Consider the following 14847-nt stretch of genomic DNA (forward strand, 5'->3'; position numbering starts at 1 on the left):
GCATCAGTGGCGCATAATACTTGCGTGAACCACGGGCCGGATCGGTTCTGGCCCGTGGTTATGCAAATCACCGGGTGAGTAATTGCTGCTCCGGCAGAGACGCCAAGCGGTTGGGATCGGCGGCCAACAGCTGTTTGACCAGTTCCACACAGCGCAGGAAGCGCTCATCGTAATCGCTGGATTCCACGTACACATACTCAATATTGTTGGCACGCAGCATCTCTTCCAACAGTTGCTGGAACGCTCTGCGATCGCTCGGGCTGCCCAGGCTACGCAGGCCATCAGCCACCCACGGAGTATTGTTCTCCAGCAGGATCACCAGATCAAAACGGTACTCATCAATCAGCGCCTGAACAAACGGGTGTTCGCGCCCTTCGTATTTTTTGCAAAACGCCTGGGTGGTGACAAAATCGGTATCGATAAACGCCACCTTGTTGGCGTACTTCACGGCAAAATCCACATACTGCGCCTGCCCAAGGGCGATCTTGTCGTAATCGGAGTATTGCAGCGCCATTTCATCGCCGCCCAGGTGTGAGAACACGTAATCGCGGCCGTATTCCCAAGCGCTGGTGGTGTTGAAGATATTTGCCAGCTTGTTGACCAGCGTTGATTTCCCGCTGGATTCGCCGCCGAGGATCGCCACAGTGCGCACAAAGAACGGTTTCACCTCGGTGGGAATGTAATCCCAGTAGCGGAAAGGATCCTGGCGGATCTGGCTGCCGCTGATGTTCATGAAGGAGCGTTCGGGATCGATCAGCACCGTTTCGATGCCCAGATATTCGCGGTAACGCGGCGCATCTTTCTCTTCGCTGGAATAAATCACACTCGGCACGATGCCCTTCTGCTCCATGAAGTTTTTCATGCCGCCGCTCCACGCCCCCCAGCCGTAGGGATAAGGCTCCATACCGTGTTCATCAAAGGAGTGAATATGAATGTTTTTCTGGTATTTGAAGGTTTGCAGCAGCCAGCGCAGACGATCGCTGACTGTCGGTTGCTGCGACATGGAGCTATTCTCGAACAGTTGACGATCGCGCGGTTCATCGTGGCACATGATGACGTGCAACTCATCCACTTGGCTGCAGGCGCGCTGAATCAAATAAATATGGCCGGTGTGCAGTGGGTAAAATTTACCAAACACAACACCCACTTTTTTCTCACGGCGCGGAAATTCCAGGCCAAGAAAACGGTGCAGCGCTTCCAGCTTTTGCGCACTTGGGCTTTTGATTTTATCGTTCAGCAACTGGCTAAGATAGCCCTTAGTCATACCACTGGCATCGGCCACTTGCTGCAGCGTACAGCCTTTTTGCTTAATTGCCGCCTTCAGGTAATCAAATTGCCGCATAGCACCTCCTGTTTAGTATGCTAAACAAGATAACATATTCTCCACGCCGGGCGATCAATTAAAATTCGTCCAGCACGCTCAACGCATCCGTCAGCTTCTTGACGCCGAACACCTGCATATTGGCCGGCGGCCGCTTCGGCACGTTGGCGTGCGGCACAATGGCGCGTTTAAAGCCGTGTTTAGCCGCTTCGGAAATACGTTCCTGGCCGCTCGGTACCGGGCGGATTTCACCGGCCAGCCCCACTTCGCCAAACACCACCAGATCCTGCGGCAGCGGACGATCGCGCAGGCTGGACACCAGCGACAGCAGCAAAGCCAGATCGGCGCTGGTTTCCGTGACTTTCACCCCGCCCACCACGTTGACGAACACATCCTGATCCGACATTTGCAAACCGCCGTGGCGATGCAGCACCGCCAACAGGATCGCCAGCCGGTTTTGTTCCAGCCCTACCGCCACGCGCCGAGGGTTGGACATCATCGAGTGATCCACCAGCGCCTGGATCTCCACCAACAGCGGGCGAGTGCCTTCCCAAACCACCATCACCGAGCTGCCGGAGGTGATCTCATCGCCGCGGCTAAGGAAAATCGCCGACGGGTTGCTCACTTCGCGCAACCCCTGTTCGGTCATAGCGAACACCCCCAGCTCATTCACCGCGCCAAAGCGGTTTTTGTGGCTGCGCAGGGTACGGAAGCGGGAATCGGCGTCGCCGTCCAGCAGCACCGAGCAGTCAATGCAGTGCTCCAGCACTTTCGGCCCGGCCAGCGAACCGTCTTTGGTTACGTGGCCGACCATCACGATCGCCACGCCCCGGGTTTTGGCAAAGCGCGTCAGGTAAGCGGCGGTTTCACGCACCTGCGCCACGCTGCCCGGCGAAGACTGAATGTCCGCCATATGCATAACCTGGATCGAGTCGATCACCATCAGCTTCGGCTGTTCCTGCTCGGCGATCAGGCAGATCTGCTCGATGCTGGTTTCCGACAGCATGTTCAGATTAGCGGTGGGCAACCCCAGGCGGTGGGCGCGCATCGCCACCTGCTGCAACGACTCCTCGCCGGTGACGTACAGGGTTTTCATCTGTTCGGCGAGTTTACACAGGGTTTGCAGCAGCAGCGTACTCTTGCCGGCGCCGGGATTGCCGCCAATCAAAATGGCGCTGCCCGGCACCACACCGCCGCCCAACACGCGGTCAAACTCTTTGAAACCGGTGGAAAACCGCGGCAGCTCTTCCAGGCTGATATCAGACAGCTTCTGCACTTTGCTGACGCCAGCATCCCCGGCGTAACCGCTAAAACGCTCGGTGCGGGAAGAGGAAGACGCGGCGGCAGCCAAGCGGACTTCGGTAATGGTATTCCAGGCATGGCACGCGCTGCACTGCCCCTGCCAACGCGGGTAGTCCGCACCACACTCATTACATACAAACGCCCGTTTTACTGCTTTTGCCACGAATAACCTCTTAAAAAATTACGCTCTCTACAGACAGGATAGCCACACAGGGCGTTAAGCACACCTCGCGTGCATTAACGCACTTCGTGTTTCAGGCTGCCGGTCAGCACGCACAGCACGCCGCGCAGATCGGCATGGCGGATCGCCACCTGCGCCCTTTCATACACTTTGGGTTTGGCGTGATAAGCGATGCCCAGCCCGGCGACCTGCATCATTTTTAAATCGTTGGCGCCATCGCCAATCGCGACCGTTTGCTCCGGCGGGATACCCAGCTTTTGCGCCAGCGCCACCAGCGTATCGGCTTTGAACTGCGCGTCCACCACCGGCCCCAGCACCTCGCCGGTCAGTTTGCCATCGCGGATCCCCAGCTCATTGGCCGCCACCGCCACCAGCTTCAGCTTATCGCGCAGGTGTTCGGCAAAAAAGGTAAACCCGCCGGAAGCGATGGCGACATGCCAGTCCAGCGACTGCAGTTTGCGCACCAGGCTGGTCAGCCCCGGCATCAGCGGCAGGCTATCGCGCACCTGCAGCAGGATATTGGCATCGGCACCCCTCAGCGTGCCCACGCGTTGGCGCAGGCTGGCGGTGAAGTCCAGCTCGCCGCGCATCGCGCGCTCGGTCACTTCCGCCACCTGCTCGCCGACGCCGGCCAGCTTGGCGATCTCATCGATGCATTCAATCTGGATCGCCGTGGAGTCCATATCCATCACCAGCAGGCCCGGCGTGCGCAAGTGCGGGATCTTACCTAGCGGCGCGACGTCCAGGCCGTTTTCCGCCGCCAGCGTTATGATGCGTGGGCTCAGGGAGCCTGCCAGGCGCACGACCTGGTAATCCTCGACCCACCAGGCGGCCACAATCACCATTGCCGCGCCCAGCTGCCGCTGGAAGTGGGTGATGCATACCTTATCCAGCGCCTTGCCATACAATAGCCAGCCCGTATGGCCTGCCCGATAATCCAGCGGCATCACTTCGTCACCGCTTAGTGAAAGAGGAAGACCCGGCCATTGGGAGATCTCCGCCGGAAGATCGCAATAGGTCAGACTATTTGACATCATTAACTCCTGAAAGGGATACACATCAGCCAGCGCATAATAAAACGACGCATCAAGCTATCCTATCGCTATTGCTTCTGGCAACATAAAGTATCCGACAACCTAAGGAAGCCGCATGGCACGCGCCAAACTGAAATTCCGCCTGCACCGCACGGCTATTATTTTGATTTGCTTGGCATTATTAGTTTTATTAATGCAGGGCGCTTCTTATTTTAGCCTGAGCCACCAGATCGCACGCTCAGAGCAGGTGGAAGAGTTAGCGCAAACCCTGACCCGCCAGGTGGCCTTCAGCCTGGCACCGTTGCTGGATGACGATAACGACATCGATCATCAACGCATCGACGCCATCCTTAAGCAACTCACCGACCACAGCCGCATTCTGGACGCCAGCGTCTACCAGTTGGACGGCACGCTGGTTTCCCATGCCGGCGAGCAGATCAGTATCCGCGATCGTCTGGCGCTGGATGGCAAACGCGCCGGCAGCTACTTTAACCACCAGATGGTGGAATCTATTCAGGGCAAAGACGGCCCGTTGGGCTTCATCCGGGTTACGCTGGATACCCATGTGCTGGCGACCGAATCCAAGCAGGTGGACAACACCACCAACCTGCTGCGCCTGATGATCCTGCTGGCGCTGGCAATCGGTATTATTCTGGCACGCACCCTGCTGCAAGGGCGCCGCAGCCGCTGGCAACAGTCACCGTACTTGCTAACCGCCAACACACCGCTGGCCGAAGGCAACACGGTGGAAGATGACGATCGGGAAAACGAGAAAAACGCGCCCGAGCGGCCATCATAACAAATCGGCCGGCCGTTTGGCGGGGGGAATGCGGGGCAGGACGATACCGTTGGGCGCACATGGCGCCCAACGGTAGGCAAATCAGGCGTTATCGCCCAGCAGCACCGATTCCAGCGCAATCACGATCATGTCATTGAACGTCGTCTGGCGTTCGGCGGCCGTCGTCTCTTCCTGGCGCAGAATATGGTCGGAAACGGTACAAATCGTCAGCGCTTTACAGCCAAACTCTTCATACAGTTCTGCCGCCACGCCGTAGATGCCGGCCGCTTCCATTTCTACCCCCAGGATGCCGTACTTCTTCATCACCTGGAACATATCCACATCCGGCGTATAGAACAGATCGGCCGAGAAAATGTTGCCTACGCGTGCTGGGATGCCCTGCGCCGCCGCGGCGTCCACCGCATTGCGCACCATGTCGAAATCCGCAATCGCCGCAAAGTCGTGGCCTTTGAAACGCATACGGTTAACGTTGGAATCGGTACAGGCGCCCAGACCAATCACCACATCACGCAGTTTGATGTCATCACGCACGGCGCCGCAGGAGCCAACGCGGATGATTTTCTTCACGCCGAATTCGGCGATCAGTTCACGGGCGTAGATCGAGCAGGAAGGGATCCCCATCCCGTGCCCCATCACAGAAATACGGCGGCCTTTGTAAGTGCCGGTGAAACCCAGCATCCCACGCACATTGTTCACTTCTACGGCCCCTTCAAGGAAGGTTTCCGCGATGTATTTTGCACGCAGCGGATCGCCCGGCATCAGTACCACGTCAGCAAAATCACCCATTTCAGCATTAATGTGCGGCGTAGCCATAGTTGTCTTCCTTCAAATCGTATTAAATAAAAAAACGTCTAAACCCATAAGCTTCAAGTCACAGGCTCACGGCAGCTTACAGCATGGATTTGCCATACTCCATCGGCGACAGGCCAAAGTAGCTGGCTACCGTCTGGCCGATATCGGCAAAGGTTTTACGGTGGCCCAACGAACCGGGTTTCACCTTCGGCCCATAGATCAACACCGGGATATGTTCACGGGTGTGATCGGTGCCGCTCCAGGTGGGATCGCAGCCATGGTCGGCCGTGAAGATAATCATATCGTCATCTTTCACCCAATTCAGCAATTCCGGCAGCCGGCGATCAAACAGCTCCAGCGCTGCGGCATAGCCCGGCACATCGCGGCGGTGGCCATAGGCGGAGTCAAAATCAACGAAGTTGGTGAACACAATGGTATTGTCGCCAGCTTTTTCCATCTCGGCCACGGTGGCGTCGAACAGCGCATCAAGACCGGTCGCCTTCACTTTTTTGGTGATGCCGACGTTCGCATAGATATCAGCGATTTTACCGATCGAAACCACATTGCCGCCTTTTTCTTCCACCAGTTTTTTCAAGATGGTCGGCGCCGGCGGCTCTACGGCCAGATCGTGGCGGTTGCCGGTGCGTTGGAAGTTGCCCGGTTTGTCGCCAATGAACGGGCGCGCAATCACGCGGCCGATGTTATAGCCGCCTTCGGTCAGCTCTTCACGGGCGATCTCGCACAGTTGGTACAGGCGCTCCAGCCCAAAGGTTTCTTCGTGGCAGGCGATCTGGAACACTGAGTCTGCCGAGGTATAGAAAATCGGCTTGCCGGTTTTCATGTGCTCTTCGCCCAGTTGATCGAGGATCACGGTGCCGGAAGAGTGGCAGTTGCCCAGGTAGCCAGGCAGTTCGGCACGTTCAACCAGTGTGTCGAGCAGCGCCTGCGGGAAGCTATTCTGCTGATCTTTAAAGTAGCCCCAGTCAAACAGCACCGGCACGCCGGCGATTTCCCAGTGGCCTGACGGCGTATCCTTGCCGGAAGACAGCTCGCTGGCATAGGCGTAGGCGCCGATGATATCGGCATGTTTATCCAGCCCCTCCGGAAAGTGCCCGGTCGACTCTTCGGCCGCTTTGCCCAGGCCCAGACGGCTCAGGTTGGGCAGCGTCAACGGGCCGCTGCGGCCCACATTGGCTTCACCACGCGCGCAAGCGGCGGCAATATGGCCGAGGGTATCGGCGCCTTTGTCACCAAAACGTTCAGCGTCTTCGCTGGCGCCAATGCCGAATGAGTCAAGGACCATGATAAAAGTACGTTTCATTGTGTTCTCCTGCGTGCTTTCACGCGTTAACGGCGGCAATGTTCGCCGCCGCTGTTAATGCTGTTGCCAACGCCAGGTGCCATCACCGGCGCCGCTTATTCCGTTATCCGCTGGTAAACCACCGGCGTTGCCGCCGGCGGCTGCTCACCGATCTTCATCGCCGCGCGCAGCGTATCGGCCGCCTGCTGCCAGCTGGCTTCATCGTTGGCGTGGATCACCGCCAGCGGGCGCTGCCCGTCGACGGCATCGCCAAGCTGCGCCATCTCTGTCAGGCCGACGCTGTAATCAATGCTGTCGTTCGCACGGCGACGGCCACCACCCAGCGCCACCACCGCCATGCCCAGCGCACGGGTATCCATGGCGTTGACGATCCCCGGCATCTCGGCATAAACCGGCTTGCTAAGCGTCGCCGCCGGCAGGTAGCTGTCATAGCGCTCAATAAAGTCCACAGGCCCCTGTTGCGCCGCTACCATGCGGCCAAAGGTTTCCGCCGCGCTGCCGTTATCCAGCACCTGCTGCAGTTTGGCGCGCGCTGCGGCAGGGCTTTGCGCCAGGCCGCCGGACAGCAGCATTTCCACGCACAAGGCCATCGTCACTTCCAGCAGACGCGGGTTGCGGTACTCGCCGGTCAGGAAGCGCACCGCTTCGCGGACTTCCACCGCATTGCCGGCGCTGGAAGCCAGCACCTGGTTCATGTCGGTCAGCAATGCCGTTGTCTTACAGTTGGCGCCGTTCGCTACGCCGACGATGGCGCGGGCCAGACCTTCCGACTGCGCGTAGGTTGGCATAAAGGCGCCCGAGCCGACCTTCACGTCCATCACCAGCGCATCCAGCCCCTCGGCCAGCTTTTTCGCCAGGATAGAGGCGGTAATCAGTGGGATCGAATCCACAGTGGCCGTGATGTCGCGCGTGGCGTAAAAGCGCTTATCGGCCGGCGCCAGCGAGCTGGTTTGGCCGATAATAGCAACGCCGACCGCTTTAATAATCTGGCGAAAGCGGCTGTCATCCGGGAAAATATCAAAGCCCGGGATCGCTTCCAGTTTATCCAGCGTGCCGCCGGTGTGCCCCAGCCCGCGGCCGGAAATCATCGGCACATAGCCGCCGCAGGCGGCCACCATCGGCCCGAGCATCAGCGACGTCACATCGCCCACGCCGCCGGTGGAATGTTTATCCACCACCGGGCCGTTCAGCCCCAGCCCTTGCCAATTCAGCACGGTACCGGAATCGCGCATCGCCATGGTCAGCGCCACGCGCTCCGCCATGGTCATATCGTGGAAATAAATGGTCATCGCCAGCGCGGCGATCTGCCCTTCGGACACCGAGTTATCGCGGACCCCATTGATAAAAAAGCGAATTTCAGCCTCGTTTAACGGCTGGCCGTCACGCTTCTTACGAATAATTTCTTGTGCCAGGAACAAGGCATCCCCCTGTTTGACCGAGTGTCGGGCCATGCAATTGCTACGGCCGACGGCCGCAGACAGAATCAATAGTCGCCGCCGCCGGCCTGAGCGCCATGCCCCAGCGCCGCCAGCAGACTGGCCAACAGGCTTGAAGCGCCAAAGCGGAAGTGGCGCGCATCGGCCCAGCCTGCGCCCATGATACGGTCGGCAAGTTGCAGATAATGCTGCGCCTCTTGCGCCGTACGCACGCCGCCCGCCGGTTTAAAACCGACCCGCTCGCCAACGCCCATATCGCGGATCACCCCAAGCATCAACTCCGCGCTGGCCAGCGTGGCGTTAACCGGGACCTTACCGGTCGAGGTTTTAATAAAATCAGCGCCGGCATTAATGGCAATTTCCGAGGCCTGACGTATCAAATCCGCCTGCTTGAGCTCACCGGTTTCGATAATCACTTTCAGCAGAACGCCCGCGGCGGCACAGGCCTGCTTACACTGTTTCACCAGTTCAAAGCCCACCTGCGGATTGCCGGCCATCAGCGCACGGTACGGAAACACCACGTCCACCTCATCGGCGCCGTAGGCGATCGCTGCGCGGGTTTCCGCCACCGCGATATCGATATCATCATTGCCGTGCGGGAAATTGGTCACGGTGGCAATACGAATATCCGGCGTCCCCTGTTGGCGCAGGGTTTTACGCGCAATCGGGATAAAACGTGGGTAGATACAGATGGCGGCCGTATGCCCTGCCGGGCTATTGGCCTGACGACACAGCGCAATCACTTTCTCATCGGTGTCATCATCATTCAGTGTGGTTAAATCCATCAAACTCAGCGCACGTTGCGCTGCTGCGGTAAATTCGGTCATAGAACTCTCCAACGAGTACAACCCAAGGCAACCGCGCCCGGGTTGAGTAGGTCATCATGAGCCAATCTGTTTGCTTCGCTCATTTTATGTTGGCGAGCGGACTTGGTTCCTTGAAGATAGCGCTGGGAAAGGGTTTTCCCCGGCGGCAACTGAGATCCTTCTCACCGCGTATGGCTATTCAATTGTAATAACCAGCAAGGCAATTGGAACACAAGGGCCATGGAGGGTTTGTGTTCCGATTCACATTATATGAAATATTCGTGTAACAAGTCCGAATTATATGTGATTAACATCACATATAAAGGCGATTTTGTTCACAAAATGGCCAAGCTGGATACTGCAATTATGGTTGCAACGCAGGCGTCAGTCCACGATATGCCATCAGTTTAGCGCTGAAGCAAAGATGGCTGGCCAGCTTCAGATAGCGAACAGGGTGCGGGTATTTTGTTGCAGTTGTGTGGCGATCGTTTCGGCAGGTTCTGGCCGCAGCAGGCAAAGCGCCTGAAAAACGTCTGCGGCGCGCTCGGGGCGGTTTGGCTGGCCCTGATAGCCGGCCAACGGCATGTCCGGGGCATCGGTTTCCAGCAGCAACGCCGCCAACGGCAACTGCGCCATGACGCCGCGGGTTTTCTGCGCCCGTGGGTAGGTGATGGTGCCGCCAACGCCGATAAAGTAGCCCAGGCGAACAAACGCCTGCGCCTGCGCCAGGCTACCGGCAAAACCGTGCACCACGCCGCGGCGCGGCACATCGGCCCGGCGCAGCATGGCCGCCAGTTGATCATGGCTGCGCCGCGAATGCAAAATCACCGGCAAATCATGCCGGCCGGCCAGTTTAAGCTGGGCCGCCAGCAGCCTTTGCTGCCGCGCCAGCTGCGGCTCGGCCATGTACAGGTCAAGGCCGATCTCCCCCACCGCCACCAGCTTGGCCGGTTTGCTGGCGAGAAAATCTGCCAGTTGCGCCAGCTGTTCGTCGCCGTGCTGGGCGATATACAACGGATGCAGGCCAAGGGCGGCATACAGCGGCGAATGTTCGCGCGCCAGGCGCAATACGCGCGCGAAGCGATCGGCGGTAACGGCGGGAACGATAATTTGCCGGACGCCGGCCTGCTGCGCCAGCGCCAGGCTTTGCGCCTCCTGGCCGTAAAACGGCGGAAAATCGAAGTGGCAATGAGTATCCGTAAAGCGATAGCTCATACCGCCTTGCCCTCACCGCCCGCGGTAACATCAGGCCCGATGCTGTCGTTGGCGATCAGGGCATCGTCAACCGGCACGTTGACTGCCGGCATGGCGGTGGGCACGCGGCGCCGGTTCTCCGGCTGCAACAGGCGGCGCGAGAGCGGTTTTTGCACCCGGATGCCGTCATTGTTGGCCTGCGCCTGCAGCCAATGCCCCACGGTCGCCAGGAAATAGCGCCCGCAGCGCCGCCCAAGATGATAATCAAGGTTCAACGCGGAAATGCGGCTGCCGAGCGCGTGGCTTGCCAGCGGCTTCGGTGGGAAGATTTCAAAGATGCGCAGATCGCCCGGGGGCTTTTCAATGAACTGCTGAATACGGTGGTAGCTTTGCTCATGCTGCTGCATGATGCGCACCATTTGCTGCAGGCTACTGTCGGTCAACCAATGCTCCATGCGCTTCATCCACTGGGGCGTATAGAACATTTGCGAAGGCACGGTGCGGATCACTACGATGGTATCGGCACCACGCCGGTAGGCTTCTTCCACTGGAATAGCATCGCTGATGCCGCCGTCCTGGTAACTCACGCCTTCCAGTTTTACCCCCATCCGGTAGAAGCCTGGGATCGCGCTGGAGGCCTTAATCGCCTGCAACCAGCTGTCACGCCGCGCCGGCAGATAGGTGGGCGCAAAATTGTCGCTGCGGCAGGCGCACATCAGGAATTCACGGCCGTCGATGAGCTGCTTTTCAGCCACGTCCATCGCCAGCGGCAACTGCCGGGAAGTGATATCCACCAGCCAGTCCAGATCGATAAGGTGCCCACCGCGCACAAAGCGCAACGGGTTAAAGAATTCAGCCGAGGTGGTGTAGCGGGTAATGACACGCCGCGCGTAGCCCATCTGGCCGCAAACGAAGGCAGATAAGTTTTGCGCACCGGCAGAGGTGCCAATCAACAATTCAAAAGGGTTAAAGCGGGCGCGCTGGAATTCATCCAGCACGCCGGCAGTGAAAATGCCGCGCTGCCCGCCCCCTTCACAGACCAACACCGTTTTACCGGGCCGGTATGGTTTAAACGCCAGCGGTTCTATATTGCCGAGCGTGATGGGTATCCGCTGTCCCAACGGCGTATCCTCAGTAGGGTGTGGTAGATGCCTTTTCTGAAGATACTCCTTCTTGCTCTTTTCCGTAATCTTCTTGAAGCACGCCGGAAAGGACATCATTACTGCCGCCCAACCATGCGCAATCGTTGCCGGAAACCTGCCCCCAGGCCTGCCAGAGCTGGCCTTTCAGCTGTTTCCATCGCCCGAGGATAATGTCGCTATTCATCACGCACCTCCCATCAAGAAAATAAAGAATTAAGCTTTGTTACAGTCAGAGATACCGGCTAAAGGCGCTTACGGCCGGTAAACAGGCTCACCAGGAACAGGATAATACCGACGACAAACACCACTTTAGCGGCCCAGGCAGCGGTACCCGCCAGCGCACCAAAACCCAATGCCGCCGCGATCAATGCGATAACTAAAAAGATAATGCCCCAACGAAACATAAGCCTCTCCTTACCATAGTGAAAAACACATTACACCTGCCCCAGCACTACCGGGAGTACGTTAAAAAGGCGGCAGATTATTTTTATTTCTGGATGGTGCAGCCCAGGGTTACCCCTGGGCGTCATGCTTGTTGATGCGGGCAGTGATAAATGCGCGTTACGGCTTCACGGTCAGATCGTTTTTCACGCTTTTCACGCCATCGATTGACTTGGCGATGCTTTCGGCACGTTCAGCCTGCGCCTGCGTTTTAACTTCGCCGGAAAGCTGAACCACACCGTCAGTGGTTTCTACTTTAACGTTACGTGACGGAACGATGTCATCGGTCAGCAGTTTGGCTTTCAGCGCGCTGGTTGTCGCCGCATCGCCGGCATAAGATTTCACCGATTGGCTCGACGCATCTTTCACGTGCAGTTTGTCACTCACTGACGCTACGCCTTCAACCTTACCGGCGGCGCTAACGGCTTGTTCGGCCTGCGCCTGGCTGGTGACAAACCCGCTCAGCGTCACCACGCCTTTTTCCGTTTTCACAGAAATGTCGGTACTTTTGATACTGTCATCATTCAGCAGCGCACTTTTAACTTTAGCCGTTATTGCGCTGTCATCCATGTAGTTGTCGACTTTTTTCATCGAGCTATCGATTTTCGCGCCAGCGCTGTCGGTCGCGCTGGAGGCTTTATTGAGCAGCGATCCCTCAGCCAGTACGCTCCCACTTACCAGAACGGAGCCCAGAACAACGGCCATCAGTGAATGTGCGAACTTGGTCTTTTTCATCGTTCTCTTCCTTTTGTTATGAATCCTGTATTGAAACCTCGGATTCTTGTTGTCGAGACATCGCCGTTCCACGGTAGGAGACTTAACGACATCTATACAATCAAACGTTGACGTAGAAAGTATTGCAACACCCATGCCAACATAAAAAACCGTTTAAAATCAACCAACATTAAACATAGCGATAACACTTGAGCATAAAAGTGTCGCTAATTGGCAACAACCCACGGCCCGGATAGTGAAATTTACGCTATGTTATTGATGTGTAAAGAACCATACTGTCGCCAATCGGCAACACTTCAAGATAACTCTCTACATATGAGCAAAAAATCAGCTTTTTTTACTTATATGAAACTATACGCCCTGATAAAGATAGACCATCAGGCAAAACTTGCAGGACAAAATAGACGCAATACGTGCTGTTATGTCGATGAGGGCAATTGATGAATCCGGGGAAAAGCCCCAGGGGAAAAGCCATGTGGCGTAGAGGATTGGGCCTGGCTGGGGAGGCGCCTATTCGGCGCCCCCCAGCCAGGCCGGCGGGATCAGTGTTCGCGCGTTTGGCGGAACGCAACGTCAGGGAAGCGCTCTTTGGTCAGGTTGAGGTTAACCATCGTCGGCGCAATGTAGGCCAGATTGTCGCCACCATCCAGCGCCAGATGCAGCTCGTTCTTGCGCTTGAACTCTTCGAATTTCTTCACGTCACCGCACTCCACCCAACGGGCGGTGGATACGTTGACGGATTCATACAACGCTTCCACGTTGTATTCGGTTTTCAGCCGCGCCACGACCACATCAAACTGCAGCACACCGACGGCGCCCACAATCAGATCGTTGTTCGAAATGGGGCGGAATACCTGCACCGCGCCTTCTTCAGACAGTTGCACCAACCCTTTCAGCAGTTGCTTCTGCTTGAGCGGATCGCGCAGGCGAATACGGCGGAACAGCTCTGGCGCAAAGTTCGGGATACCGGTGAACTTCATGTCTTCACCCTGGGTAAAGGTATCGCCGATCTGGATAGTGCCGTGGTTATGCAGGCCGATGATGTCGCCTGGGTAGGCTTCCTCAACGTGAGAACGGTCGCCGGCCATAAACGTCAGCGCGTCGGAAATCACCACGTCTTTGCCGGTGCGCACCTGGCGCAGCTTCATGCCTTTCTCGTAACGGCCGGACACCACGCGCATAAAGGCCACGCGGTCACGGTGTTTCGGATCCATATTGGCCTGGATCTTGAACACGAAACCGCTGAACTTCTCTTCCGCCGCGACCACTTCACGCGTGTCGGTTTTGCGCGGCATCGGGGCCGGTGCCCATGCCACCAGCCCATCCAGCATATGGTCAACGCCGAAGTTGCCAAGCGCCGTACCAAAGAACACCGGGGTCAGTTCACCCGCCAGGAAGGCTTCCTGTTCGAACTCATGCGAAGCGCCCAGCACCAGCTCCAGCTCCTCACGCAGTTGGGCCGCCAGATCGTCGCCCACGGCGGCGTCCAGATCGGGGTTATCCAGGCCCTTGACCACGCGGACTTCCTGGATGGTATGGCCTTTGCCGCTCTGATACAGGTAGGTTTCATCCTTATAGAGGTGATAAACCCCCTTGAACAGCTTGCCGCAGCCGATCGGCCAGGTGATCGGCGAGCAGGCGATCTTCAGCTCACGTTCGACTTCATCCATCACTTCCATCGGATCGCGGATGTCGCGGTCCAGTTTGTTCATAAAGGTCAGGATCGGCGTATCGCGCAGGCGGGTAACTTCCATCAGCTTACGGGTACGATCCTCAACCCCTTTCGCCGCGTCGATCACCATCAGGCAACAGTCGACGGCGGTCAGGGTGCGGTAGGTATCTTCGGAGAAGTCTTCGTGCCCTGGGGTATCCAGCAGGTTGACCAGGCAATCGTGATACGGGAACTGCATCACCGAGGTGGTGATTGAAATCCCACGCTGTTTTTCCATTTCCATCCAGTCGGACTTGGCGTGCTGGCTGGAGCCGCGCCCTTTTACCGTACCGGCGGTCTGGATCGCCTGCCCGAACAGCAGCACCTTTTCAGTAATGGTGGTTTTACCGGCATCGGGGTGCGAGATGATAGCGAAAGTTCTGCGTTTTGCGACTTCGCGGGCGAATTCACTAGGAGACATGTTTTCTGGTTTCTACGGTTAATCCGCCCTGCGCATCAGCGAATGCGCCGAACCGGCGCCAGGCAAAGCGGCGAATAAAAGATAATAGCCGGGTATTTTCGCTGATTTGTCAACCGGTGACAATCTATGCTTTTCCCAGCGAAGAATATATACCCTTCATACTTCAAATTGCAGGTGTGTTGGCTTTCCTCGCTCACCCCAGTCACTTACT

At 57.4% G+C, this 14847-nt stretch carries 14 protein-coding genes; 1 reads left to right on the plus strand and 13 read right to left on the minus strand.

Translation table 11 applies throughout. The features are described from left to right. Positions 1–67 precede the first annotated feature (67 nt). The 3 genes from nadR to serB all read right to left on the minus strand — a co-directional run bounded on the left by nadR (position 68) and on the right by serB (position 3838). Positions 68–1342, minus strand: a complete 1275-nt coding sequence (gene nadR / locus ACN28Q_RS09130; RefSeq protein WP_095846061.1) for a multifunctional transcriptional regulator/nicotinamide-nucleotide adenylyltransferase/ribosylnicotinamide kinase NadR — start codon at positions 1340–1342, stop codon at positions 68–70. Positions 1343–1400: 58 nt separating this feature from the next. Then, positions 1401–2786, minus strand: a complete 1386-nt coding sequence (radA, locus tag ACN28Q_RS09135) for a DNA repair protein RadA (RefSeq protein WP_095846062.1) — start codon at positions 2784–2786, stop codon at positions 1401–1403. Positions 2787–2860: 74 nt separating this feature from the next. After that, the gene (gene serB, locus ACN28Q_RS09140) at positions 2861–3838 is read right to left on the minus strand and encodes a phosphoserine phosphatase (RefSeq protein WP_095846063.1); all 978 of its coding nucleotides are present in this window, start codon (positions 3836–3838) and stop codon (positions 2861–2863) included. Between the two features lie 115 nt (positions 3839–3953). On the opposite strand from serB, the gene ACN28Q_RS09145 reads away from it, so the two are divergent. Beyond that, entirely contained in the window at positions 3954–4637 is a 684-nt protein-coding gene (locus ACN28Q_RS09145) for a YtjB family periplasmic protein (RefSeq protein ID WP_095846064.1), read from the plus strand. 81 nt (positions 4638–4718) lie between these two features. Here the strand turns inward: ACN28Q_RS09145 and deoD are convergent, their stop codons facing one another. The 10 genes from deoD to prfC all read right to left on the minus strand — a co-directional run bounded on the left by deoD (position 4719) and on the right by prfC (position 14636). Continuing rightward, a complete protein-coding gene (deoD, locus tag ACN28Q_RS09150; RefSeq protein ID WP_095846065.1) occupies positions 4719–5450 on the minus strand; it encodes a purine-nucleoside phosphorylase in 732 nt (243 codons plus the stop codon). Between the two features lie 76 nt (positions 5451–5526). Then, the gene (gene deoB, locus ACN28Q_RS09155; protein WP_095846066.1) at positions 5527–6750 is read right to left on the minus strand and encodes a phosphopentomutase; all 1224 of its coding nucleotides are present in this window, start codon (positions 6748–6750) and stop codon (positions 5527–5529) included. Positions 6751–6845: 95 nt separating this feature from the next. Then, positions 6846–8168 carry a thymidine phosphorylase gene (deoA, locus tag ACN28Q_RS09160; RefSeq protein WP_095846067.1) on the minus strand — a complete coding sequence of 441 codons (1323 nt, stop codon included), beginning with the start codon at positions 8166–8168 and terminating at the stop codon, positions 6846–6848. Positions 8169–8233: 65 nt separating this feature from the next. Further along, complete coding sequence (gene deoC / locus ACN28Q_RS09165; protein ID WP_095846068.1) at positions 8234–9013, minus strand: deoxyribose-phosphate aldolase; 780 nt, start codon at positions 9011–9013, stop codon at positions 8234–8236. A 417-nt stretch (positions 9014–9430) separates the two neighbouring features. After that, positions 9431–10207 (minus strand): TatD family hydrolase, encoded by a 777-nt coding sequence (locus ACN28Q_RS09170; protein WP_095846069.1) that lies wholly within the window; start codon positions 10205–10207, stop codon positions 9431–9433. Then, positions 10204–11307: a patatin-like phospholipase family protein gene (locus ACN28Q_RS09175; RefSeq protein ID WP_095846070.1), complete on the minus strand. Its 1104-nt coding sequence runs from the start codon at positions 11305–11307 to the stop codon at positions 10204–10206. Before ACN28Q_RS09175 ends, ACN28Q_RS09170 begins: the two co-directional genes overlap by 4 nt. Positions 11308–11317: 10 nt before the next feature. After that, positions 11318–11512: a CsbD family protein gene (locus ACN28Q_RS09180; protein WP_095846071.1), complete on the minus strand. Its 195-nt coding sequence runs from the start codon at positions 11510–11512 to the stop codon at positions 11318–11320. A gap of 58 nt (positions 11513–11570) precedes the next feature. Further along, positions 11571–11732 (minus strand): DUF1328 family protein, encoded by a 162-nt coding sequence (locus ACN28Q_RS09185; RefSeq protein WP_095846072.1) that lies wholly within the window; start codon positions 11730–11732, stop codon positions 11571–11573. A 157-nt stretch (positions 11733–11889) separates the two neighbouring features. Beyond that, complete coding sequence (osmY, locus tag ACN28Q_RS09190; RefSeq protein ID WP_095846073.1) at positions 11890–12504, minus strand: molecular chaperone OsmY; 615 nt, start codon at positions 12502–12504, stop codon at positions 11890–11892. Between the two features lie 542 nt (positions 12505–13046). Then, positions 13047–14636 (minus strand): peptide chain release factor 3, encoded by a 1590-nt coding sequence (gene prfC, locus ACN28Q_RS09195; protein WP_095846074.1) that lies wholly within the window; start codon positions 14634–14636, stop codon positions 13047–13049. Positions 14637–14847 lie beyond the last annotated feature (211 nt).

Source organism: Gibbsiella quercinecans (assembly GCF_002291425.1).
Taxonomy (GTDB): domain Bacteria; phylum Pseudomonadota; class Gammaproteobacteria; order Enterobacterales; family Enterobacteriaceae; genus Gibbsiella; species Gibbsiella quercinecans.